Consider the following 23,124-nt stretch of genomic DNA (forward strand, 5'->3'; position numbering starts at 1 on the left):
GGTCTCAGCAAATCATTCGTGATTTTGGTGTGGCAGGGCCAGTCGGCCCGTCGTCCCGTGTTTCCGCCTTCTGAGCTTAATCCCAGAGTCCTTTCCGAAGGTCTCTTAAGGGCTTGACGCCGGGCGATGCGCCAACATGAGGAAAGGACTTCCATGCCTCTTTACGAGCATGTTTTTCTCGCGCGTCAGGACGCGAGCCCGCAGCAGGTCGAAGAGCTGACTGCACAGATGACCGGTATCGTCGAGGGTCTCGGCGGCAAGGTCACCAAGACCGAGAATTGGGGCGTTCGCTCCCTCACCTATCGCATGAACAAGAACCGCAAGGCTCATTTCGTGCTGCTCAACATCGATGCGCCGTCCGCGGCGATCGCCGAAATCGAGCGCCAGGAGCGCATCAGCGAAGACGTGATCCGCTATCTCAGCGTCCGCGTCGAGGAGCTTGAGGAAGGCCCGTCCGCGATGATGCGCAAGGCCGATCGTGATCGCGAGCGTGACGACCGCGGCGGTGGCTTCCGCGGCGAGCGTGAAGGCGGCTTCCGCGGCGACCGTGAGGGCGGCTTCCGCGGTGACCGCGGTCCGCGCCGTCCGCGCGAAGAAGCTGAAACCACTGCGGATGCGGAGTAAGATCAATGGCTGAAGCTGGTGCACGCCGTCCGTTTTTCCGTCGTCGCAAGAGCTGCCCGTTCACGGGCACCAATGCTCCCAAGATCGACTACAAGGACTCCAAGCTGCTGATGCGTTACGTCTCTGAGCGCGGCAAGATCGTGCCGAGCCGCATCACCGCGGTGTCCGCGAAGAAGCAGCGTGAGCTCGCCCGCGCCATCAAGCGCGCGCGGTTCCTGGGCCTCTTGCCCTACGTCATTCGCTGACACGACCAATTCGACCGGCGGCCGCTGAGCCGCCGGTCGTCATATTCTGAAATCATAAGGCCTCCGGGTCGTCCGGTCGCCGATGGTTGGGGCAAACGACGCCTCTAACCGCTCGAAGGGAGCGGGACAGCTGATGATGGCCTTTGGATTGATAGCCCTGATCGCCGGCGCCGCGTCGGCGCTGATGTTCGCCTCGATCATCTCGGGCGCGCTGATCTCGCTCGTCCTGTTCTATCTCGCACCGCTGCCGCTGATGGTCGCCGCGATCGGCTGGGGGCCGCTTTGCGCGTGCCTCGGCGGCATTGCCGCCGCAATCGGCCTCGGCGCGCTGTTCGGCCTGCCCTACTGCATCGCCTTCGCCGTCACCGTCGCATTGCCGGCCTGGTGGCTCGGCCATCTCGTCCTGCTTGGCCGGCCAGTGGGAAGCGTCGCACCAGATATCTCTGCCGTCGAGCCGCCGGCCGAGCCCGAGATCGAGTGGTATCCGGTCGGCCGCATCCTGCTCTGGATCGCAGGCTTCGCCGCGCTGACCACCATTGCCGCCCTGCTCACGCTCGGCACCGACGCCGACACCATCAGCGGCACGCTGCGGGGGGGCTTGATGCGCCTCCTCCCCGCCGCCGATCCGCAAACTTCGGGTGAAGCCAGCCAGTTCGTTGACGCACTCGTGCGCATTGCACCGGCCGCCGCCACCATCGTCGCGATGATGACGCTGACTCTCAGCCTCTGGCTCAGCGCCAAGGTGACCGCGACGTCGGGCCGGCTGCGTCGTCCCTGGCCGGACCTGAAGGCGGCCGAGCTGCCGCCGATGACGCTCGTGGCGCTCTGCATCGCGCTCGCCTTCTGCTTCACCGGCGGGCTGCTCGCGATCGTCGCGCAGATCACCACGGCCGCGCTGATGATGGGCTATGCGCTGACCGGTTTTGCCGTGCTGCATACGCTGACACTGGCGCTGAAGAGCCGCACCTTCTGGCTCGGCTCGACCTACGCCGTCGTCGTCGTGTTCGGATGGCCTGTCATCGCGATGGTGATCCTCGGTCTTGCGGATGCCGTGTTCGGCTTCCGCGAGCGCTTCCTGCGCAGCCGGCGGCCGCCGCCGCTGCCAACCTCTTAAGTTCAACCCCGGAAACTGAAACTCAGATCCCTTCAAAGGAGAACGAATATGGAAGTCATTTTGCTGGAACGCGTCACCAAGCTCGGCCAGATGGGCGAAGTCGTGAAGGTTCGCGACGGCTATGCCCGCAATTTCCTGCTCAAGCGCGGCAAGGCGCTGCGCGCCACTGCCGACAACCGTGCCAAGTATGACGGCATGAAGGCTGAGCTCGAGGCTCGCAACCTCCAGGCCAAGGGCGAAGCGTCCAAGGTCGCCGAAAAGATCCAGGGCAAGAACATCATCGTGATCCGCCAGGCCTCCGAAGCCGGCCAGCTATTCGGCTCGGTCACCGTGCGCGACATCGTCATGGCGTTCGAAACCGACGGCGTCCATCTTGACCGCCCGCAGGTGCAGCTCGACGCACCGATCAAGACAATCGGCAAGCACACGGTCACCGTCGCCGTTCACCCGGAGGTCGAGGTCGACATCACCGTGACGGTCGCGCGCAGCCAGGACGAGGCCGAGCGCATCAACCGCGGCGAGGACATCTCGACCCGCAACGAGGACCGCGACGCGGCTGCCGAGGCAATCGCCGCGGCCGGCGAGTTCTTCGATCCGGAAGCCCAGCACGACGAGGTCGAGCCGGCGCCGGCTACGGAAGAGAAGTAACTCCAATGTCGTCATTCCGGGATGGTCCGAAGGACCAGACCCGGAATCTCGAGATTCCGGGTTCTCGCTTCGCGAGCCCCGGAATGACGAGCTCAAAATCAGCCCGGCTGCCTCAGGCGGCCGGGCTTTTCGTTTTCGCGGCGTCCTCGCTCAGCATCGCAATCGAGGCCAGCGCCGTTGCCGTGTGCTTCTCGACGCCGTCGCTGACGCAGAATACGTCGGCCGCAACCACCGAGACCTGACGGCCCGGCTTGATCACCCGGGCACGGCAGATCAGCTTCTCGCCGACTGCAGGCGACAATAAATTGAGCTTGTACTCCGCCGTCAGCGCCGGCTGGCCACGCGAGGTCGCGGCTGCGATCGTTGTGGCGTTGTCGATCAGGAAGGCGGTGACGCCGCCGTGGAAGAAGCCGTGCTGCTGCAGCAGCTCCGGCCGGCGATCCACGGCGATCGTGCAGCTGCCGCGCGACAAGTCCGAAAGCTCGGCGCCGACCAGGGTCATGAAGCCCTGCCGGCCGACATTGGCGTGGATGCGGTCGGCAATCGGTGCGAACTCCGGATCAGCTGCGGCTGACATGCACTCTGTCCTGTTGCTGGTTGATGCGGTCGAACGGCCTTAGCGCCCGAATGGCGCAGGCGATCAGTATGTCGGCCTCCCCGCGAGGGTCGGTGTGGTCGCGTCCCGACAGGAAGGCGCGGCAGAAGATCTGCGCCGGCCCGATCAGCTGGCTGATGAACATTGCCGGCGTCATCGGCAAGAGCTCACCGCGTGCAACCAGCGGCGCGCGCCAGCGCTCGATGCCGTCGGCGAGGCGCGCGTTCTGCGCGCGCTGGGCATCGCGAACCTCCTCGCCCCACTCGCTGCGGGAAATCTCGAAGAGGTAGCGCGCCTCGCGCCGGCTGCTCACGACCCACTCAAGATGCGCCCGGATCAGCCGATCGATGCCCTGCTCCGCACCGGGCACGGGATTGAGCGCGGTCAGCATTGCGGCGTGATAGTGCCGCAGGACCTGCAGGAACAGCGCACCGGCGAGCTCCTTCTTTGAGCCGAAGGCGTGAAAGAAGCTGCCATTGGAGGCGCGCGCCCGGGTGCGGATCGCAGCCACCGTCGCGGCTTCGAAGCCGACGCGGTCGAACACGATCAGCCCGGCCGCCAACAGGTCGTCTCGCACGTTCGACGTCATTGCCGCCTCCTAGAGCATTAATCTAGAGTATCACTCTAGGCCTCGTCAATACGGTGCGGAGGCCGCGATCAACGCGGTCGGCGCATGTCCATCAAAACCAAGCTGGTTTAGCGCGAGATCGGCGGCGTCGGCGGGCCGGACGACTCGGCCGGCGGCGCAGGCGGGGCTGCAGCGGTCGCGGGAGGTGCCGGCGCCTTGGCCGGTTCGGAGCTGGCAGCAGGCGCAGTCGGAGCCGCCTCTTCCGTCGCTCTGGGCGCGGCCGGCTCGGTCGGCTTCACGGCGGCTGGTGCAGACGGCGTCACCTGCGGCACCGGATCCGGGCGCAGCGACGGAGCTTCACTGCCGCGCGGCTCTACCTTCGCGCTATCAGGCATGGCGTCGGCGGGCTTCTCCGATGCCGTGCCACTGTCGGGCTCGGTCTCGTCACGATTCGGCTCGACCTTGGCCCTGTCGGGCTTGACCGTCTCAGGCTTCGACTCGGCCTTCGGCTCGCTCTTCTTGTCTTCAGTGGCCGGCGCGGCGGCGTCGAACTTCGGTGCTTCCTCAGTGCCGGGCTTCCCGCGGCGCTTGGCCTTGCGTCCCTCGGGTGCTGCCTGGCCTTCGGATTTCATGCCTTCGTCGGCCGGCCGCGCAGCACGCTTTTGGCGCGGGCCCTCGACCGCAGGAGCGGACCCCTCGCCCTCCGGCTTGGCGGCCTCCTGCGAGCGCTGGCGGCGGCCCTGATGTTCGGACTGGCCCGGAGCTGTATTGGCTTCTCGCTCCCTGGTGCCGTCCTTCTTGTCCCTGCCGTCCTTGGCCTGATACCGGGTGTCGGTGGCACCATTGGAGACGAGGTAGGAGGCGAGAATGCCCGCCATGTCCGAGCTCGTGGTGTAGTGCTGGCGCAGGAATCCCGGCAGCGAACTCGGCGCCACGGACTTCAGAAGTCCACGCGGGCTCTTGTGGCAGGCATTGCAGGTCTGCGCGAAGAGCTGGGACGGAGTCTTGCCGGCCTCGAGGTTCGTTGCCTGCGCAAGAACGGTATCGGTCGCGCCGAAGCCGATCAGAAGCAGTACCGTCGCGAGACTGAACGCTCGGCTCGACATTTCCCATCATCTCCACTGAAATACGAGAGGTGCACCGGCATCCCGCGCGGCGGCGGTCACCTTTTATCCGATTGCGCCGCGAATGGAAGCAGGCCCGCGCGCAAGGATGTGATTAAGCGCTTTTCGAATATCGGCTTTGAGCACAGCGCAATGGCGGAGCCGGAACTGGCTCGCTAGATTTTAGATGCAAACGCATAGGAACCGCTGCGGCGCCTGGGCGTCAGATATGAAGGCCGGGTTAGTCGCATCTTTCGGGTCCGCTCGAGAGGAAATGCCGATGGACCGCTTGTTGCATAAGTTTCTGTCTCAATTCATCCGGCGCGGGTCGATGACGGTGACCAGCGCAAGCGGGACGACGTTCACCGTCGGTGACGGCTCCGGCGCCCCGGTCGCAGTCCGCTTCGTCACGAAAGACGCAGAACGAAAAATCCTCATCAATCCCGAACTCGGGCTTGGCGAAGCCTACATGGATGGCGAGTTCGTGGTCGAACACGGCACCATAGCTGATGCCCTCGCGATCCTGCTGGATCAACCCGACCTATTGCCGCAGTGGGCCAAACCGTGGTGGCACCTGCGCTATCTGACGCGCCACCTCAAGCAGTTCAATCCGCGCTCGCGCTCGCGCAGTAACGTGGCGCACCACTACGATCTCGACGCCCGGCTCTATTCGCTCTTTCTTGATGCCGACAAGCAATATAGCTGCGCCTATTTCGAGACGCCGGAGACGACGCTCGATGACGCGCAGCTCGCCAAGAAGCGGCACATCGCCGCGAAGCTGCTCGTCGGGGTCCGCCAGCGTGTGCTCGACATCGGCTCGGGCTGGGGCGGGCTCGGGCTCTATCTTGCCGAGATCGCGGGCGCCGACGTCACCGGCATCACTCTGTCAACCGAGCAATTGCGGATCGCCAATGCACGCGCCGCCGAAAAGGGGCTGACGGGCTCGGCCAAATTCCTGCTGCAGGACTACCGCGACATCGAAGGCCCATTCGACCGCATCGTCTCAGTCGGCATGTTCGAGCATGTCGGCGCCCGCTTCTACGACACCTACTTCCAGCGCTGCGCCGAGCTCCTGAGCGAGGACGGGGTCATGCTGCTGCATTCGATCGGCCGTTCGCAGGGACCGGACTCGACCAATCCCTGGATCGCCAAATACATCTTCCCCGGCGGCTACATCCCCGCGCTGTCCGAGGTGCTGCCGTCGATCGAGCGGGCGGGCCTATTGGTCTGCGACATCGAGATCCTGCGCCTGCACTACGCCGAGACGCTCAAAGCCTGGCGAGAGCGCTTCATGGCGCGGCGCGAGGAGGCCGTGCAGCTCTACGATGAGCGCTTCGCGCTGATGTGGGAGTTCTACCTGGCGGCCTGCGAAATGACCTTCCGCAAGCAGGCGATGATGAACTTCCAGATCCAGCTCACCCGGCGCCAGGGCATCGTGCCGATGACGCGCGACTACATCGCGCGCGAAGAGGCCCGGCTGCGGGCCATCGAGGGCGGCGCCAAGCCCAGGCTCAAGCTGGCAGGTGAATAGGCCCTAATGATGCAGGCCGGAAATCTGGGAAAGCCGCAAGGAGGCGCTTAGCGCCAGTTGCGTCCGCAATTCCAAAAGCACTTCAGGTGCAACCGGCTGACGCCGCACTTCAGGCCGCTCGGCGTGCTCCATGGCCGCGATCAGTCCAGCTAGCCAAAGCCGGCTGCCTGCCTCGCTTCGCCACATCTGCTGCTGCCGTTCTGGCCGCATCGCTTGCGTCTCCCTGCTGGTGGGTCGGGGACAACCCCCTGCCCGCCGGCCTGTTCCGGCTCTACCCGAAAGAATCCGGGAAGATGTGATCTGCTTCACACAAAGCTGGTCGGACTTGGCTTAGATCGTCGCCATGCGCAAAGAGACCCAAACCGCATTCGACGTGCAGAACGACCTCCGCACCGATTACGCCCTGATCGTCACTGGCGTCGGGGCGGCCTTGGCTGCGCTGGTCTACCTCCTGCTGGTCTGAATCCCAGCCGAAAGCTCCCAGCGTGCGTCAATTCGCGCGCTCTTCGATGGGTCTGCGCGCCAATCCATAAGGTTCACGGCTTCAGGCTTTTTCCACCGCGCGGGTGCGTCCGCTCCCAAGCCGCACCCGGTTCCGCGAAAATCCGTCAAGCGTGGGGCGTGCTGCGGCGGCCAATCATCCACCATTTTCACTGAACGGTTGATAGCGGTCAGCTTTTGCTTCCGCTTTCGCCTGCAGCGGCGCTTTATCCCCGCCCCGCATCCGCCCAAGAAAATTGCTAAGCACGTCCGACCATGGCCCTGACTGATTCGAACGTTCTCAAACTCGCGCCCGACGCCGGAACGCCCGCCTATCGGAGCGCGCCGCACAATATCGAGGCGGAACAGAGCCTCCTGGGCGCGATCCTAGTCAACAACGACGCCTTCTATCGCGTCTCCGACTTCCTGGAGGCGAAGCATTTCTTCGAGCCGCTACACCAGACCATTTTCGAGACCGCCGGCAGCCTGATCCGGATGGGCAAGATCGCGACGCCCGTCACGCTGAAGACGTTCCTTCCCGCCGATACCGATGTCGGCGGCATGACCATCGGGCAATATCTGGCGCGGCTCGCGGCCGAAGCGACCACCATCATCAACGCCCAGGATTACGGCCGCACCGTCTACGACCTGTCGCTCAGGCGCGACCTGATCGGCATCGGCGAGGACATGGTCAATGTCGCATACGACGCGCCCGTCGATTTCCAGCCGCGGGCGCAGATTGAGGACGCCGAACGCAAGCTCTACGAACTTGCCGAGTCTGGCCGTTATGACGGCGGTTTCCAGAAATTCTCGCAGGCGCTGACGGTCGCCGTCGATCTTGCGGCGAAGGCGTTCCAGCGCGACGGAAAGCTGTCAGGCATCTCGACGGGCCTGCGCGATCTCGACACCAAGATGGGCGGCTTGCAGCATTCCGACCTCATCATCGTGGCGGGACGTCCCGGTATGGGCAAGACCTCGCTGGCGACCAACATCGCCTACAACGTCGCGCAAGCCTATGTTCCGGAACTCCAGGCCGACGGCACCATGAAGGCCGCCAATGGCGGCGTGATCGGCTTTTTCTCCTGCGAAATGTCGGCCGACCAGCTCGCCACGCGTATCGTGGCCGAGCGCACCGGCATCCCCTCCTCGCACATCCGTCGCGGCGGCATCACGGAAGCCGATTTCGAGAAGATCCGCCAGGTCTCGATCGAGCTGCAATCGCTGCCGTTCTATGTCGACGCCACCGGCGGCCTGTCGATCGCGCAGCTAATGGCGCGCGCCCGCCGACTCAAGCGCCAGAAGGGCCTCGATCTCCTGGTGATCGACTACATCCAGCTGTTGTCCGGCTCAGGCAAGCGCGCCAGCGACAGCCGCGTGCAGGAAATCACGGAGATCACGACCAGCCTGAAGGCGCTGGCGAAGGAGCTCAACGTCCCCGTGATCGCGCTGTCTCAGCTTTCGCGTCAGGTGGAGTCGCGTGACGACAAGCGGCCGCAGCTCTCGGACCTGCGCGAATCCGGCTCGATCGAGCAGGACGCCGACGTCGTGCTGTTCGTGTTCCGCGAGGAATATTACCTCGCCATGAAGGAGCCGCGTCCCGGCACTGAGGAGCACGCCAAATGGCAGGCCGACATGGAACGCACGGTCGGCCGGGCCGAAGTCATCATCGGCAAGCAGCGCCATGGCCCGACCGGCACGGTCGAGCTGCACTTCGACGCCTCCGTCACCCGCTTCGGCGACCTCGCCCATGACGGCCAATTGCCGGATCGCAGCGACTATTAGAAACTGTTCCCCGGGTTGAACCCTTGGGGCCTCTTGCGTAAAACGGCGCCATGACAATGGCGTCCGACCCGAAAACGATCCCGCAATCCGGTCTTCTCTCCGCGGAGGCCAGTCAGGCTGCCGCGCTCGCCGCCTATGGCGGCGTGCTCACCGTCGATCTCGACGCCATCATCGCCAATTGGCGCAAACTCGAGAAGACGGCGGTGCCGGCCGAGTGCTCGGCGGTTATCAAGGCCGACGCCTATGGCTGCGGCGCCGCCGAAGTCGCGCGTGCCCTGAGCAAGGCCGGCTGCAAGACCTTCTTCGTCGCCACCATAGAGGAAGCGCGCAAGGTGCGCGCGGCCGTGCCGGAGCCCACGATCTACGTGCTCAGCGGCTATTTCCAGAACACCGGCGAGCACTATGCGAAGATCAACTGCCGGCCGGTGATCGGCGACCTCAACGAGCTCGCCGAATGGGACGTGTTCTGCCGCCGCACCGGCTGGACCGGAGGCGCCGCTGTTCACATCGACACCGGCATGAACCGGCTCGGCCTGACGCTTGCGGAAGCGCAGGCCATCATCCCCCGCATCAATGCCGGCGATCACGGCATCACGCTGGTGATGAGCCATTTGGTCTCGGCCGAGCAGCTCAACAGCCCGGTGAATGCAAGACAACTCGCAGCCTTCCGCGGCATCGCCAGCGAGTTCTCCGGCGTGCCGGCGGCGCTCGCCAATTCCTCCGGCATCTTCCTGGGCGCGCCCTTCCAGTTCGACATGGTGCGGCCTGGGGCCGCACTCTACGGCGTCAATCCGACGCCGGAGGCCGATAATCCGATGCAGCAAGTCGTGGATCTCAAGGCGCGCATCGTGCAGATCCGCACCATCGAGCGCGGCGAGACCGTCGGCTATGGCGGCACCTGGACCGCACGGCGGCCGACCAAGCTCGCGATCATCGCGGTCGGCTATGCCGACGGCTATTTCCGCGCCGCCAGCTCCAATGACGGCACCCGCGGCGCCGAAGTCATCGTGGCCGGAAAACGCTGCCCGGTCGCGGGCCGCATCTCGATGGACCTGATCGCAATCGATATCACCGACCTGCCGCCGAACGCGGCGCGGCGCGGCCACATGGTGACGCTGCTCGGCGAGGGCATTACCGTCGACGAGCTCGCGCATCATTTCGGCACGATCGGCTATGAGGTGCTGACCAGCCTCGGCCGCCGCTATGCCCGCCTCTACAAGGGCGGCAATATCGTGGAGCCGGTGACAAAGCCAGCTGCCGCACAGGCAGTTGAGCAGCCGCCCTCCCCGCCGTCGATCGAGCAGCCGGCAAGCCCGCCGCCGCTGCGGAGCTGAACTGCTCCTCGCTTACTTCTTTTTCCGGTTGTCCAGCGCCGCCTTGCAGGTCGCGCTGAGCTGATCGCGCTTGCCGTTCAGACAGGCGACGATGCCGCCGCCGGGCGCGATGCCGGCGCAGAATTTGTCATAGTCCGCCTTGCACGCGCCGCGCGGATCGGACGATTGTGCCGATGCGCCTCCGGAGAACGCGACGACAAGTGCGATGGCAATAAAGCTCAACTTGGACATTGTGTCTCCGGAATCGGAAGGCAGAAGCGTCAGCCCTACATGAAGATTGCGACATTCAACATCAACAACGTCAGTCGCCGCCTGCCCAATCTCTTGGCATGGCTGCGGATCGCGAAGCCCGATGTCGTCGCGCTTCAGGAGTTGAAGGCAAGTGATGGCGAATTTCCGGCGGCGGCCATCGAAAAAGCCGGCTATGGCGCAGTCTGGCGTGGACAAAAGACCTGGAACGGCGTCGCCATCCTCGCCCGCAGCGCCGAGCCGGTGCTCACCCGCGACCGCTTGCCGGGGACGACCGACGATCACGAAGCCCGCTACATCGAAGCCGCCGTCCGCGGCGTCATCGTCACGAGTATCTATCTGCCGAACGGCAACCCGCAGCCCGGGCCGAAATTCGATTACAAGCTGGACTGGTTCGCGCGGCTGAGGCGCCACGCCAAGAGCTTCATCAAGCAGGAGCTACCGGTGGTGCTCGCCGGCGACTACAACGTCGCGCCGACGGCGATCGACATCTATCCGACGCGCTCATGGGACAAGGATGCGCTGATCCAGCCGAAGAGCCGTGCGGCGTTTGCCTCACTGGTCGAACAAGGCTGGTGCGACGCGATCCGCGAACTGCATCCCGAAGAGCGCATCTACACGTTCTGGGACTACAAGCGAAACCGCTGGCCGCGCGATGCGGGCCTGCGGCTTGATCATCTATTGCTCAGCCCTGCCCTCGCCCCGCGCCTGGTCAAAGCCGGCGTCGACAAGAAGATCCGCGGCGAGGATGGCGCGAGCGATCACGCGCCGGCGTGGATCGTGTTGCGGTGACTCCTCACCACAGATTCCTGCCGTCGATCACGTTCACCGGTACCGCGTCCAAATCGAAATCGTCGAACAGGCGCGCATTCACGGCGACCTTGGGATTGTCGAAATCGGGCTTGCCCGTCGACCAGTCCGGCGATTCCGAATAGGTGCCGCAGCCGCAATTCGCACAGAAGTGATGCTTGACGGAGCGGCTGCCCCAGAGATAGGTCGCGACGTTGTCGGGGGCAGGCGGAACTGCGCCGGTGTGTAATAGGCCCATAGCGCGCCGCGCTTGGTGCAGAGCGTGCAGGTGCAGCGCGTCACGCTCGACGGCGCCTCCGTCACCTCGAACACCGTCTCACCGCAATGACAGCTTGCCTCGATCGGCATGATCCTCTCTCCGTTTAGTCAGGACATGGTCGTAGCCGGCCGCTGCTGCCAACATGCTGTCAGCAGCCTCGCCATTGGGTTTCAAAACCCACGCGGATGGCGGTCATCCGGTCGCTCCAACAGAACATGGAAAACAACCCCATGCACAGTAGCCCACCCCTATCCGCTCAATGGGTTACGCGTATTCCGATTCCATTTGACTCGTCGGCCTCCAAGCCGGCCGTCTGGAAGCAGTTCGCGCATTTTCCGACCCATTCAATGTTGAGCCTCTTGACCTCAGCGGTGCTGGTTATCATACTGGTCTGACCAGGATCAGACCAAGAGACGTGGGATGGAGCTCAAGCGGGCGGTCGAAGGCGAAAAAGGGTTCGAGAAGGTGTTCGCCTTCTTGCGCGAGCGCCTGCTGGCGGGCTCGCTCAAGCCCGGCGACCGGCTGATTTCCGAACGCGAGCTGGCGACCCTGCTCGGCGTCAGCCGGCCGATTGTCCGCGAAGCGCTGCGGGCCCTGACCGTCCTCGGCATCGTCGAGATCCGCCACCGCATCGGCACCGTGGTGACGCGGCCGGACGTCTCCGTGCTGAATGACTTCTTCACCTTCGCGCTGGCCCAACAGGCGGACATGCTCGATGACGTCATGCAGGCCCGCGTGGCGATTGAATGCCAGGCGATCAGGCTGGCCTGCGAACGCGCCAACATAGCCGATTTCGAACGTCTCCAACGCGCGCTGGCAAAAATCGGGGAAACGATCGACGAGGCGGATGCCGGCGGCATGGCCGACTTCGACTTCCATCGCGCTATCGTCGTCGCCTCGCATTCGGAGACGTTGACGGTTCTACACAGTTCGATGGGAGGCCTGTTGACGCATTCGCATCGCAGCCGCCGCGAGCTGGTCCAGGCTTTCCCGTCGATGAAGACGTATCTGATCGATGATCACCGGCGCATCTTCGAAGCGGTCATTGCACGTGATCCGGAGCGCGCAGATGCGACGCTGCGCAAGCATTTTGCCATCGGCGACGAATACCGGCGGCGCGCCGTTGCCGGCGACATCGACAAGACCAGCGCCTCAGGTTGATCGCGGCAGGCCAATCAAGCAAGAAACCAATCAAGCAAGAAACGGACTGACACCATGGGACGGAACGACAAGGGCAATGTCGGCTTCATAGGCATCGGCACGATGGGACGCGAGATGGTGCGCAACCTTCTGGCGGCCGGACACGCGGTTCGCGTCTTCGATCTGAACGAAGTCGCGCTGGCGGAAAGCGTCAAGGAAGGTGCGACCCGCACCAACAGCCCCGCCGACGCCGCGCAAGGCGCCGAGATCGTCATCACCATGCTGCCCGACACGCCCCATGTCGAGGCGACCATTTACGGCGACCATGGGCTCCTGAAGTCCCCTCCTCCCGGCAAGCTGATCGTCGACATGAGCACGATCTCGCCGGTCGCCGTCCGTCGTATCCATGCCGAGCTGCAAAAAGCCGGTGTCGGCTTCATCGACGCGCCGGTCTCGGGCGGGCCTGTGGGCGCCAAGAACGCTGCGCTGTCGATCATGGCCGGTGGCGATGCCGAAGCCTTTGCCAAAGCCGAGCCGTTCTTCCGTGCGATGGGCACGACCATCACGCATGTCGGAGCCTCCGGCGCTGGCCAGACCGTCAAACTCTGCAACCAGCTGATCTGCGGCATCAACATCCAGGCCATTTGCGAGGCGGTTGCGCTCGGGCGCGCCTCGGGGGTCGATCTCAACCTGCTGCGTCGGGTGCTGCTCGGCGGCTCGGCTGCCTCGTGGATGCTCGACAAGCTCGGCCCGTCCATGATCGAGGGCGACGTCGGCGCCGGCTTCCGCATCGACCTGATGCTGAAAGATCTGCGCCTGGTGCAGGAGCACGCGCAGGCGCTGAACGTGCCGCTGCCCGGCACTGCGCTCGTCACCAGTCAATATGTCGATGCGCGCGCGCATGGCGAAGGCAGCAACGGCAACCAGGCGCTGTTCCGCGTCTATGACCGCATGACCAACCAGGTGACGGGCTGAACCCGATACGATGACCCTCCAACTCGACTTTCCCGCAGTGCTGGAGCGCTGGCCAAGTTTTCTGGCCGGTGCCGCGCTCACGTTGGAGTTGGCATTCTTCGCGACCGTGCTCGGCGCCCTGCTCGGAACGCTTGCGGCGGTCGGGCGCGGCACGCATAACGCGCTGATCGCGGGCGCCTGCAAGGTCTATGTCGAGACCATCCGCAACACCCCACTGCTCGTGCAGATCTTCCTGGTTTATTTCGGCCTCGCCAGCCTTGGCCTAAAGTACTCCGCCTTCACCGTGGCGGTGGCCGCGCTGACCATCAATGTCGGCGCCTATACCGCCGAGATCATGCGGGCCGGCTTCGAGGCGATCCCGCGCGGACAGATCGAGGCCGCCGAAGGGCTGGCACTGTCGCGTCTCCAGATCTACTGGCACATCATCCTGCTGCCGGCGATCGAGAAGGTTTATCCGGCGCTGACCAGCCAATTCGTGCTGCTGATGCTGGCCTCCTCGGTCTGCTCGCAGATCTCGGCCGAGGAGCTCACCGCGGTCGCGAACTACATCCAGTCGGACACGTATCGCGCCTTCGAGACCTACATCATCGTGGCCGTTCTCTACGTCATCCTGTCGTTGGTGATGCGCGCGGGCTTCTGGGGCCTCGGCCTCGTGCTGTTTCCGCGCCGACGCCGGCTCGGCACGCCGTTGTGAGATGACCATGGGCGGACATCTCAACATCAATCATCTGATGTTCCTCGGCCAGGGCGCGCTGTGGACGATCGGATTGTCCATGATCGCGCTGATCGGCGGCGGCATCGTCGGCTTCGTGATTGCGCTGGCGCGTATCTCGCCGCTCAAATCGGTGCGGATCGCCAGTGCCGTCTATGTCCAGCTCGTCCAGGGCACGCCGCTGCTCGTCATTCTGTTCCTCGGCTATTTCGGCTTGGCCGCCATCGGCCTGAAGGTCTCGCCGCTCGCGGCGGCCGGCGCCTCGCTGACGCTCTATGTTGCCGCCTATCTCGGCGAGATCTGGCGCGGCTGCATCGAGTCCGTGCCGAAGCCGCAATGGGAGGCTGCCGAAGGCCTGGCGCTGAGCCGGACCCAGCGCATGATGAAGGTGATCCTGCCGCAGGCGATCCGCATCGCGACGCCTCCGACCGTCGGCTTCATGGTGCAGATCATCAAGAACACCTCGCTCGCCTCCGTCGTTGGCTTCGTCGAGCTGATGCGCTCGGGCCAGATCGTCAACAACTCGCTGTTCGAGCCGTTCGCCATCTACGCCATCATCGCCGCCACCTACTTCGCCATGTGCTATCCCCTGTCGCTGTTCAGCCAGAGGCTGGAACGGCGGATGGGGTATGGCAGGTCCAACCTCGCGCCGGCCTGACATGCAACAAAACGCCCTCTCCTCCGAGCCCATCGTGTCACTTCGCGACGTGCAGAAAAGCTTTGGCCCGCTGCGGGTGCTCGACGGCGTCTCCTTTGCCGTCGAACGCGGCGAGGTGCTGGCGCTGATCGGACGCTCCGGCTCCGGCAAGAGCACGGCGCTGCGCTGCATCGACCGCTTCGAGAAGGTCGACGGCGGCGAGATCGTCGTCTGCGGACACCGGGTCGACCGACCGGACGTCGATCTGCGTGCGCTGCGCCAGGACGTCGGCATCGTGTTCCAGAGCTACAATCTGTTTCCGCACCTCACGATCGAGCAGAACATCACGCTCGCGCCGTGTGCCGTGAAGGGCCTGACCGCTTCGCAAGCCAAGGACCTCGCGCGAAAAGTGCTCGCACAGGTCGGGCTCGAGGAGAAACTGCATGCCTATCCCGAACAGCTCTCGGGCGGCCAGCAGCAGCGCGCCGCGATCGCCCGCTCGCTTGCCATGCAGCCGAAGGTGATGCTGTTCGACGAGGTCACTTCCGCGCTCGATCCGGAGCTCACCGGCGAAGTGCTGAAGGTGATCGAGCAACTCGCGGCTGATGGCATGACCATGGTGATGGTCACCCACGAGATGGGCTTTGCCAAAGGCATCGCCGACCGAATCGTCTTCATGCATCGCGGCAAGGTCCACGAGACTGGGCCCGCCTCGATCCTGACGTCGCCGGTAACGCCCGAGCTCATGCAATTCGTGGGCACGGGAAACCTGAAATCATAATAGGAGAGGAGAACCAAGGATGACAAACAAGACATTGCTGGGGGCGGCCGCGCTGTGCTGCCTCGTCATGATATCAGCCACGCCGGCATCTGCCGATCTGCTCGACGACATCACGAAGGCGAAGAAAATCCGCATCTCGACGGACCTTGCCATTCCGCCCTCGGGCATGATGGATTCCACGATGAAGCCGACCGGCTCCGACGTCGAAGTCGCCCAGCTGCTCGCCAAGGATTGGGGGCTCGAGCTGGAATTCATCCAGACCACCGGCGCGACCCGGATCCCCAACGTCCTGACCGGCAAGGCGGACATCATCATCTCGACCCTGTCGGTGACGCCGGACCGCGCCAAAGTGATCGACTTCACCAAGCGCTATGCGACGCTGCAATCCGATGTCGGCTGCCTGAAATCGTCGGCCGTCAAGGACTGGCCCGACCTGAAGGACAAGCCGATCGGCGTCTCGCGCGGCACCACGCAGGACACGACGCTGTCCAACATGAAGGACAAGGACCTCAAGATCGCCCGCTACGACGATGATGCCACGATGGTGACGGCGGCCGTCTCCGGCCAGGTCGACTGCGTCGCCTCGTCCGCGACGATCATCAACCAGATTGGGGTGAAGAACCCCTCGCGGGTGTTCGAGTCCAGGATTCCGCTGGCGACCTTCGACCTCGCCATCGGCCTGAAGAAGGGCGAGCAGCGCCTGATGGACAAGCTCAACGCCTGGATCACCGAGAACGTCAAGAACGGCAAGCTCAACGCGATCTACAAGAAATTCCACGGCGTCGAACTGCCGCCCGACATGCGCAGCTGAATCAAACGGACAATCGTGACAGCCGCATACGGCTGTCACGATCAATGCAAGCTCAAGAAGGATATTACATGCGTCTCGTCATCGGATCCGACCACGCCGGCTGGCCGCTCAAGCAGACCGTCATCGATCACATCCGCAAGCTCGGCCACGACGTTATCGACGTCGGCTCCTATGACGACAAGCCGGTGGACTTCCCCGACATCGCGCGCGCGGTGGCGCAGAAGGTGACTTCGGGCGAAGCCGCACGCGGCATCATGGTGTGCGGCACCGGCGTCGGCGCCTCGATCGCGGCCAACAAAATGAAGGGCATCCGCGCCGCGGTCTGCCATGACGTCCATTCCGCCCATCAGAGCGTCGAGCACGACGACGTCAACGTCATGTGCATCGGCGCGCAGATCGTCGGCGCCTGGCTCGCTGTGGATCTCGTGTCCTCCTACCTCTCGGCCGAATTCTCGACCGACGAGGATTTCCGCCGCCGCGTGGAGAAGCTGCGCGTCATGGACGAGCAAGGCTGACCGCCTCTCCATGACCCTGGTGTTCGGCTCGCCGGCCGATACGATGGGGCCGGCGATACCTTTGTCGGCGCATTCGCAGCCATGCTCAGGGAAAGCGTGTCGCTGCAGCGCGCTCGTGGTAAGCTGCAAAGCCGCGGCATTGAAATGTCTCAAAGCCGGCCAGACCGGCATGCCGATGCGTCGCGCGATCGGTTCCCTCGCCTCACGGATCGCCCATATCGCTGGGCGCGGCTAAACTCTCCCGATTCGCGGAGCCCATTTTGGCCTTTCTCTTCGTCCTCAGCGTCGGCCTCATCGCCGGCACCATCTCCGGCATCGTCGGCACCGGCTCGTCGATCATGCTGATGCCGCTGCTGGTCTATGCCTACGGGCCGAAGGAAGCCGTGCCGATCATGGCGGTGGCCTCTGTGATGGCGAACTTTTCACGGATTTTGGCGTGGTGGCGCGAGGTCGACTGGCGGGCTTGCGTGGCCTATTCGGTGACGGGCATTCCGGCCGCAGCGCTCGGCGCACGGACGCTGCTGGCGCTGCCCGCGCACGCGGTCGATCTCACCATCGGCATCTTCCTGATCGCGATGGTTCCGGTGCGACACTGGTTGGCGCAGCACGACCTGAAGGCCAATCTCTGGCATCTCGCGATCGGCGGCGCCGTCATCGGCTATCTCACCGGCATCGTGGTCTCGACTGGCCCGCTCAGCGTGCCCTTGTTTCTGTTTTACGGGCTCAGCAAGGGCGCCTTCCTCGCGACTGAAGCTGCCTCCTCGCTTGGCCTCTACTTCGCGAAATCCGTGACCTTCGAGCGCTTCGGCGCCCTGACCGGCGAGGTCTTCGTCAAGGGCCTGATCGCGGGCGCCTCGCTGATGTCGGGCGCCTTCGTCGCGAAGCGTTTCGTGCTGCACCTGAAGCCGGAGATGTTTCGCCTGCTGATGGATGGCATCATGCTGGCGGCGGGCTTGACGATGCTGTTCAACGCGTTCTGACTGCGCTCCCTTCGAGACATATCGCCGAGAAGGACCAATGCATGCACACAGTGCCCCTGATTGTCGCTGCCGCCGGCATCGTCCTTTCCGCACCACAGCCGACTTTCGCCGCGCAGCCGTTCGACGGTTTATGGGCTCTAACCAAGCAGGATTGCCGCGACAAGAACGCCCCGGACAGCAAGACGATGATCGATCTCGACAACGCCATCAAGGGCAAGCCGGCCCCGCTGATCGATCGGTAAGAAAACCACTGCCGCGTCGACCGCACAGTGCCGGCCGGCGACGGCCTTGTGCTGTCCGCCACCTGCTTCGAATTCTCGGACGACTTCACCAGAGGCGCGAACGGCAGCAAGGTCGCGATCAAGTTGGCCCCGGGCGCAAACGGCGCGATCAAGATCGACGGGAGGCCATACGTGCTGTGCAAGCGCAAGGACGAGTTGCCAAGAGCGCGATAGCGGGAGACGGTTCGCAACTTCGGGTCTGATCGTGCTAAGCACGCCGCACCCAAAGTAGCGACTCACTTCGTTCCATGGCCAAGAGCACCCTCTCCTTCGTCTGCCAGAACTGCGGCGCGGCCTATAATCGCTGGCAGGGTAAGTGCGAGTCCTGCGGCGAGTGGAACACGCTGGCCGAGGAGGACACCAGCGGCAGCGTGCCGGTGTCGATCCGTTCCAAACGCAAGGGACGGACGTTTGCGCTGGAGAGCCTTGCCGGAAGAAGCCCGGATGCGCCGCGTTTGTCGTCAGGGATGACCGAGCTCGACCGCGTCACCGGCGGCGGGTTCGTCCGCGGCTCGGTGCTGCTGGTCGGCGGCGATCCCGGCATCGGCAAATCCACCCTGCTGACGCAGGCGACAAGCCTGCTGGCGCGCGCCGGCCACCGCGTCGTCTACATCTCCGGTGAAGAGGCGGTCGCGCAGGTGCGCCTGCGCGCAGAGCGGCTTGGGCTGTCGGATGCGCCGGTGCAGCTCGCCGCCGAGACTTCGGTGGAGGACATCGTGTCGACGCTGTCGGAGGGCGCGGTCCCTCGGCTGATCGTGATCGACTCGATCCAGACGATGTGGACCGACACGGTGGAATCCGCGCCCGGCACCGTGACCCAGGTCCGTGCCTCGGCGCAGGCGCTGATCCGCTTTGCCAAGAAGACCGGTGCTGCCATCATCCTGGTCGGCCATGTCACCAAGGACGGCCAGATCGCCGGCCCCCGCGTGGTCGAGCACATGGTCGATGCCGTGATGTCGTTCGAGGGCGAAGGCTCGCAGCAATTCCGCATCCTCCGTGCCGTGAAGAACCGGTTCGGGCCGACCGACGAGATCGGCGTGTTCGAGATGACGGGCCTCGGCCTGCGCGAGGTCACCAACCCCTCCGAGCTGTTCCTGTCCGAGCGCGATCTCGGCACGCCCGGCACCGCCGTGTTCGCAGGAATCGAGGGCACAAGGCCCGTCCTGGTGGAATTGCAGGCACTCGTGGCCCCGACCTCGCTCGGCACCCCGCGCCGGGCCGTGGTCGGCTGGGACCCGAGCCGGCTCTCGATGGTGCTGGCGGTGCTGGAAGCCCATTGCGGGGTCAAGCTGTCCGGCCATGACGTCTATCTCAATGTCGCCGGCGGCCTGCGCATCAACGAGCCGGCGGCGGATCTGGCCGCTGCGGCGGCACTGGTGTCGTCCCTGGTTAATGCGCAGTTACCGACCGATGCCGTCTATTTCGGTGAGATCTCGCTGTCCGGCGTGGTCCGCCCCGTCGCGCAGACCCCAGCCCGGCTGAAGGAAGCGGCAAAACTCGGCTTCCAGCGCGCCGTGCTGCCCGAATCGGCCCGGGGTGAGACCAGCGCCGATGCCGGGTTGTCGCTGAACGCGGTCAACAGCCTGACGACATTGGTGGCCGAAATCGCCGCCCGCGGCTCGCGCCGGGGCGAATCGAACGGGCCGGCAGAGAAAAATGCCACACCGGCAAGATTCCGCCGTGGAGATGGTTAGCCGGAGGTGACGTCGGAGGCCCCCGCCGCTATACAGCCGTCACAAAAGCAGCATGGGATTGAGTGGTTGCGGCCTTGCCGGGAACGCCGTCTGCCCGTCTTTTAGGGCAGCGGCCAAACACCGATTCGCTAGAGCACCTTTGAGAGTACGAGCGGACCAGACCAGCCGATGCCAGTAACACTCCTCGACCTGATCCTGCTCGGTGTGATGCTGATTTCGGGCCTGCTCGCCATGGTCCGCGGCTTCATGCGCGAAATCCTGTCGATCGCAGCCTGGGGCGCTGCCGCGATCGTCACGCTGTACTCCTTCTCGAAGCTGCTGCCGACCGCCAAGACCTATTTCAACAACGACACTGTGGCGAGCGTGGTCGTGGTCGCCGGCGTATTCGTGGGCACCCTGGTCGTGGTCTCCGTGATCACGGTCCGAATCTCGGACATGATCCTGGATTCGCGCATCGGCGCGCTGGACCGCACGCTCGGCTTCCTGTTTGGCCTGGCTCGCGGGCTTTTGATCGTCGTGGTCGCCTTCCTGTTCTTCACCTGGCTGGTTCCAGACAAGCAGCGTCCGGACTGGGTTACAGGGGCGAAATCCCGCGTGGTGCTCCAGGGAACCGGGGATTGGCTGATGGCCCTCTTGCCCGACGACCCCGAGAACACCATCTTGAAGAGATTCAAGAAAAACAAACCAGATGATGATCAAGCTGAATCCGAGCAGCAGCCTTCGGGCAGTGGCGACGGATACAGTAAACCGGCTCGTGACAGCCTGAAAAAGCTGATCGAGAAACCTGCGGCGCGTTGATTGGCCCTAAAGAAAGGCGCGGACGAGATGCGACACCCTGACCAGGACGCCCAGCTTGATCTCGATCCAAGGGCCGGTTTGGGCCCGGCCGCTCTGGAGGTCCAGGACGATCTGGAGGGGGATACGCTGCGAGAGGAATGCGGCGTGTTCGGCATCTACGGCCATCCCGATGCCGCCGCCATCACCGCGCTCGGTCTCCACGCTCTTCAGCACCGCGGCCAGGAAGCCGCCGGCATCGTCTCCTACGACGGCAGCCGCTTTCACTCGGAACGCCGCCTCGGCCTCGTCGGCGACACCTTCTCCCGCCGCGAGGTGATCGACCGCCTGCCCGGCAATGTCGCGGTCGGCCATGTCCGTTACTCCACCACCGGCGCCACCATCCTGCGCAACGTGCAGCCGCTGTTCGCCGAGCTCAACGCCGGCGGTCTTGCCGTCGCGCATAACGGCAACCTCACCAACGGCCTGACACTGCGCCGCGAGCTCGTGAAGAACGGCGCGATGATGCAGTCGACCACCGACACCGAGGTGATCCTGCATTTGGTTGCGCGCTCCAAGCGCAGCCGTTTCATCGAGCGCTATGTCGACGCGCTGCGCGAGATCGAAGGTGCCTATGCGCTGGTCTCGCTGACCAACAAGAAGCTGGTCGGCGCGCGCGATCCGCGCGGCATTCGTCCGCTCGTGCTCGGCGAGCTCGACGGCTGTCCGATCCTGACCTCGGAGACCTGCGCCCTCGACATCATCGGCGCGCGCTTCGTGCGCGACATCGAGCCCGGCGAAGTCATCGTGTTCGACGAGAACGGCCAGGACATCCACAAGCCGTTCCCGCCGATGGCGCCCCGCCCCTGCATCTTCGAATATATCTACTTCTCCCGTCCGGATTCCATCGTCCACGGCCGTTCGGTCTACGAGGTGCGCAAGAACTTCGGTGCGCAGCTCGCGCGCGAGAGCCACGTGCCGGTCGACGTCGTGGTGCCGGTGCCGGATTCCGGCGTACCCGCGGCGGTCGGCTACAGCCAGTTCTCCGGCGTGCCGTTCGAGCTCGGCATCATCCGCAACCATTATGTCGGCCGTACCTTCATCCAGCCGACGCAGGCGATCCGCGAATCCGGCGTGCGCATGAAGCACTCGGCCAACCGGGCTGCGATCGAAGGCAAGCGTATCATCCTGATCGACGACTCCCTGGTGCGCGGCACCACCTCGAAGAAGATCGTGCGCATGATGCGCGATGCGGGTGCGACCGAAGTGCACTTCCGCCTCGCTTCGCCGCCGATCCTCTATCCCGATTATTACGGCATCGACCTGCCCGACCGCGGCGGCCTGCTCGCGGCGACGCATTCACTCGAGGAGATGCGCGAGATCATCGGCGCAGACTCGCTCGCCTTCCTGTCGATCGACGGCATGTACCGCGCCATGGGCGAACCGGGCCGCGATCCCGCCAATCCGAAATTCTCGGACCACTGCTTCACCGGGGCGTATCCGACCCATCTCACCGACCAGACCCAGACCGAGCCGCAGCCGCGGCAGCTCTCGCTGCTGGCGGAGGCGAGCTGACCACTGTCATTCCGGGGCGCGCGCAGCGCGAACCCGGAATCTCGAGATCGTGTCGTAAGCTCTGGATTCCGGGGTCGGTCCTGCGGACCGCCCCGGAATGACGAGACCATGGGGGCTTGTCCCGGCCATCCACGCCTGTAAAACCCCGCCATGACCAAACCCCTCACCGACCGCATCGCTCTCGTCACCGGCGCCTCGCGCGGCATCGGCTTCGCCACGGCCAAGGCCCTCGCTAAAGCCGGCGCGCATATCGTGGCGGTGGCGCGCACGCAGGGCGGGCTGGAGGAGCTCGACGACGAGATCCGGAAAGACGGCGGCAGCGCCACCTTGGTGCCGCTCAACCTCATCGACTCCGACGGCATCGCTCGGCTGGGCGCAGGCCTGCACGAGCGCTACGGCAAGCTCGACATCCTGGTGGGCAATGCCGGCGTGCTCGGCCCGTCCTCGCCGGTCGGCCATATCGAGCTGAAGGCCTTCAACGACGTGATGGCCGTGAACGTCTCCGCGAACTTCCAGCTGATCCGCTGCATGGAGCCGCTGCTGAAGCAGTCCGATGCCGGCCGCGCCGTGTTCATCACCTCGGGTGCGGCCAACAAGGCTACCGCCTATGTCAGCCCCTACGCGGCGTCCAAGGCCGCACTGGAAACGCTGGCCCGCGCCTGGGCGCAGGAGACCGCGAACACGAAACTGCGCGTCAACCTGTTCAACCCCGGCCCGGTCCGCACCCGCATGCGCGCCACCCTGATGCCGGGTGAGGATCCGGCGACGCTCGACACGCCCGAGCAGGTGGCCGAATTCATCGTGCCGATGTGCACGCCCGACTGGACCGAGACCGGCAAGTTCTACGATTACAAGACGCGCAGCCTGATGAGCTTCCGCGCGCCGGCCTGATTGACTCGGATGCCTC

At 64.7% G+C, this 23,124-nt stretch carries 26 protein-coding genes and 2 pseudogenes; 22 read left to right on the forward strand and 6 right to left on the reverse strand.

Annotated features, from left to right (window positions below; genetic code table 11):
* The first annotated feature begins 153 nt into the window (after positions 1-153).
* The 4 genes from rpsF (at position 154) to rplI (ending at position 2,631) form a co-directional block, all read left to right on the forward strand.
* Positions 154-624 carry a 30S ribosomal protein S6 gene (rpsF, locus tag IVA92_RS05210; RefSeq protein ID WP_247281622.1) on the forward strand — a complete coding sequence of 157 codons (471 nt, stop codon included), beginning with the start codon at positions 154-156 and terminating at the stop codon, positions 622-624.
* A 5-nt stretch (positions 625-629) separates the two neighbouring features.
* The gene (rpsR, locus tag IVA92_RS05215; protein WP_212371059.1) at positions 630-869 is read left to right on the forward strand and encodes a 30S ribosomal protein S18; all 240 of its coding nucleotides are present in this window, start codon (positions 630-632) and stop codon (positions 867-869) included.
* Positions 870-1,002: 133 nt separating this feature from the next.
* The gene (locus IVA92_RS05220) at positions 1,003-1,983 is read left to right on the forward strand and encodes a DUF2232 domain-containing protein (protein ID WP_247281623.1); all 981 of its coding nucleotides are present in this window, start codon (positions 1,003-1,005) and stop codon (positions 1,981-1,983) included.
* Between the two features lie 48 nt (positions 1,984-2,031).
* The gene (rplI, locus tag IVA92_RS05225; protein ID WP_247281624.1) at positions 2,032-2,631 is read left to right on the forward strand and encodes a 50S ribosomal protein L9; all 600 of its coding nucleotides are present in this window, start codon (positions 2,032-2,034) and stop codon (positions 2,629-2,631) included.
* A gap of 112 nt (positions 2,632-2,743) precedes the next feature.
* Here rplI and IVA92_RS05230 read toward each other — a convergent pair whose 3' ends face one another.
* The 3 genes from IVA92_RS05230 to IVA92_RS05240 form a co-directional block, all read right to left on the reverse strand.
* Positions 2,744-3,208 (reverse strand): PaaI family thioesterase, encoded by a 465-nt coding sequence (locus tag IVA92_RS05230; protein ID WP_247281625.1) that lies wholly within the window; start codon positions 3,206-3,208, stop codon positions 2,744-2,746.
* The gene (locus tag IVA92_RS05235) at positions 3,192-3,815 is read right to left on the reverse strand and encodes a TetR/AcrR family transcriptional regulator (RefSeq protein ID WP_247281626.1); all 624 of its coding nucleotides are present in this window, start codon (positions 3,813-3,815) and stop codon (positions 3,192-3,194) included. The genes IVA92_RS05230 and IVA92_RS05235 overlap by 17 nt, the downstream gene beginning before the upstream one ends.
* 107 nt (positions 3,816-3,922) lie before the next feature.
* Positions 3,923-4,900 (reverse strand): hypothetical protein, encoded by a 978-nt coding sequence (locus IVA92_RS05240; RefSeq protein WP_247281627.1) that lies wholly within the window; start codon positions 4,898-4,900, stop codon positions 3,923-3,925.
* 277 nt (positions 4,901-5,177) lie between these two features.
* Between IVA92_RS05240 and IVA92_RS05245 the strand changes: the two genes are divergently transcribed.
* Entirely contained in the window at positions 5,178-6,428 is a 1,251-nt protein-coding gene (locus IVA92_RS05245) for a cyclopropane-fatty-acyl-phospholipid synthase family protein (RefSeq protein WP_247281628.1), read from the forward strand.
* Positions 6,429-6,431: 3 nt separating this feature from the next.
* On the opposite strand, the gene IVA92_RS05250 is transcribed toward IVA92_RS05245, so the two are convergent.
* The gene (locus IVA92_RS05250) at positions 6,432-6,638 is read right to left on the reverse strand and encodes a transcriptional regulator (RefSeq protein WP_247281629.1); all 207 of its coding nucleotides are present in this window, start codon (positions 6,636-6,638) and stop codon (positions 6,432-6,434) included.
* Positions 6,639-7,184: 546 nt separating this feature from the next.
* Here IVA92_RS05250 and IVA92_RS05255 point away from each other — a divergent pair.
* Together IVA92_RS05255 and alr are read left to right on the forward strand one after the other, a co-directional pair.
* Positions 7,185-8,690, forward strand: coding sequence for a replicative DNA helicase (locus IVA92_RS05255; protein ID WP_247281630.1), 1,506 nt, complete (start codon positions 7,185-7,187; stop codon positions 8,688-8,690).
* A gap of 56 nt (positions 8,691-8,746) precedes the next feature.
* Positions 8,747-10,024: an alanine racemase gene (gene alr, locus IVA92_RS05260; protein WP_247281688.1), complete on the forward strand. Its 1,278-nt coding sequence runs from the start codon at positions 8,747-8,749 to the stop codon at positions 10,022-10,024.
* A 12-nt stretch (positions 10,025-10,036) separates the two neighbouring features.
* Here the strand turns inward: alr and IVA92_RS05265 are convergent, their stop codons facing one another.
* Positions 10,037-10,255 (reverse strand): cysteine rich repeat-containing protein, encoded by a 219-nt coding sequence (locus IVA92_RS05265; protein ID WP_247281631.1) that lies wholly within the window; start codon positions 10,253-10,255, stop codon positions 10,037-10,039.
* 39 nt (positions 10,256-10,294) lie between these two features.
* On the opposite strand from IVA92_RS05265, the gene IVA92_RS05270 reads away from it, so the two are divergent.
* Positions 10,295-11,065 carry an exodeoxyribonuclease III gene (locus IVA92_RS05270; RefSeq protein ID WP_247281632.1) on the forward strand — a complete coding sequence of 257 codons (771 nt, stop codon included), beginning with the start codon at positions 10,295-10,297 and terminating at the stop codon, positions 11,063-11,065.
* Between the two features lie 4 nt (positions 11,066-11,069).
* On the opposite strand, the pseudogene IVA92_RS05275 reads toward IVA92_RS05270, so the two are convergent.
* Positions 11,070-11,431 (reverse strand): annotated as a pseudogene (locus IVA92_RS05275) (GFA family protein).
* 331 nt (positions 11,432-11,762) lie between these two features.
* On the opposite strand from IVA92_RS05275, the gene IVA92_RS05280 reads away from it, so the two are divergent.
* The 14 genes and pseudogenes from IVA92_RS05280 to IVA92_RS05345 all read left to right on the forward strand — a co-directional run bounded on the left by IVA92_RS05280 (position 11,763) and on the right by IVA92_RS05345 (position 23,108).
* On the forward strand, positions 11,763-12,503 hold the full coding sequence (locus tag IVA92_RS05280) for a FadR/GntR family transcriptional regulator (protein WP_247281633.1): 741 nt from the start codon (positions 11,763-11,765) through the stop codon (positions 12,501-12,503).
* 27 nt (positions 12,504-12,530) lie between these two features.
* Positions 12,531-13,457, forward strand: a pseudogene (locus tag IVA92_RS05285) (NAD(P)-dependent oxidoreductase); the annotation flags it as partial.
* Positions 13,458-13,467: 10 nt separating this feature from the next.
* Complete coding sequence (locus tag IVA92_RS05290; protein ID WP_247281635.1) at positions 13,468-14,151, forward strand: amino acid ABC transporter permease; 684 nt, start codon at positions 13,468-13,470, stop codon at positions 14,149-14,151.
* Between the two features lie 7 nt (positions 14,152-14,158).
* The gene (locus tag IVA92_RS05295; RefSeq protein WP_247281636.1) at positions 14,159-14,827 is read left to right on the forward strand and encodes an amino acid ABC transporter permease; all 669 of its coding nucleotides are present in this window, start codon (positions 14,159-14,161) and stop codon (positions 14,825-14,827) included.
* A 1-nt stretch (position 14,828) separates the two neighbouring features.
* Positions 14,829-15,587 carry an amino acid ABC transporter ATP-binding protein gene (locus tag IVA92_RS05300; protein ID WP_247281637.1) on the forward strand — a complete coding sequence of 253 codons (759 nt, stop codon included), beginning with the start codon at positions 14,829-14,831 and terminating at the stop codon, positions 15,585-15,587.
* A gap of 19 nt (positions 15,588-15,606) precedes the next feature.
* Positions 15,607-16,398 carry a transporter substrate-binding domain-containing protein gene (locus IVA92_RS05305; protein WP_247281638.1) on the forward strand — a complete coding sequence of 264 codons (792 nt, stop codon included), beginning with the start codon at positions 15,607-15,609 and terminating at the stop codon, positions 16,396-16,398.
* A 68-nt stretch (positions 16,399-16,466) separates the two neighbouring features.
* Positions 16,467-16,913 (forward strand): ribose 5-phosphate isomerase B, encoded by a 447-nt coding sequence (gene rpiB / locus IVA92_RS05310; protein ID WP_212433903.1) that lies wholly within the window; start codon positions 16,467-16,469, stop codon positions 16,911-16,913.
* Positions 16,914-17,173: 260 nt separating this feature from the next.
* Positions 17,174-17,893 (forward strand): sulfite exporter TauE/SafE family protein, encoded by a 720-nt coding sequence (locus tag IVA92_RS05315; protein WP_247281639.1) that lies wholly within the window; start codon positions 17,174-17,176, stop codon positions 17,891-17,893.
* A 41-nt stretch (positions 17,894-17,934) separates the two neighbouring features.
* Positions 17,935-18,135 (forward strand): hypothetical protein, encoded by a 201-nt coding sequence (locus tag IVA92_RS05320; protein ID WP_247281640.1) that lies wholly within the window; start codon positions 17,935-17,937, stop codon positions 18,133-18,135.
* A 27-nt stretch (positions 18,136-18,162) separates the two neighbouring features.
* Entirely contained in the window at positions 18,163-18,348 is a 186-nt protein-coding gene (locus IVA92_RS05325) for a hypothetical protein (protein WP_247281641.1), read from the forward strand.
* Positions 18,349-18,422: 74 nt separating this feature from the next.
* Positions 18,423-19,868 (forward strand): DNA repair protein RadA, encoded by a 1,446-nt coding sequence (radA, locus tag IVA92_RS05330; protein WP_247281642.1) that lies wholly within the window; start codon positions 18,423-18,425, stop codon positions 19,866-19,868.
* A gap of 168 nt (positions 19,869-20,036) precedes the next feature.
* Positions 20,037-20,666 (forward strand): CvpA family protein, encoded by a 630-nt coding sequence (locus IVA92_RS05335; RefSeq protein ID WP_018317599.1) that lies wholly within the window; start codon positions 20,037-20,039, stop codon positions 20,664-20,666.
* 27 nt (positions 20,667-20,693) lie between these two features.
* Complete coding sequence (gene purF, locus IVA92_RS05340) at positions 20,694-22,217, forward strand: amidophosphoribosyltransferase (protein ID WP_247281643.1); 1,524 nt, start codon at positions 20,694-20,696, stop codon at positions 22,215-22,217.
* A gap of 150 nt (positions 22,218-22,367) precedes the next feature.
* Complete coding sequence (locus IVA92_RS05345) at positions 22,368-23,108, forward strand: SDR family NAD(P)-dependent oxidoreductase (RefSeq protein WP_247281644.1); 741 nt, start codon at positions 22,368-22,370, stop codon at positions 23,106-23,108.
* The last annotated feature ends 16 nt before the right edge of the window (positions 23,109-23,124 follow it).

Origin of the sequence: Bradyrhizobium sp. 154, from assembly GCF_023073875.1 — a bacterium.
In the GTDB taxonomy this organism is placed as follows: Bacteria; Pseudomonadota; Alphaproteobacteria; order Rhizobiales; family Xanthobacteraceae; genus Bradyrhizobium.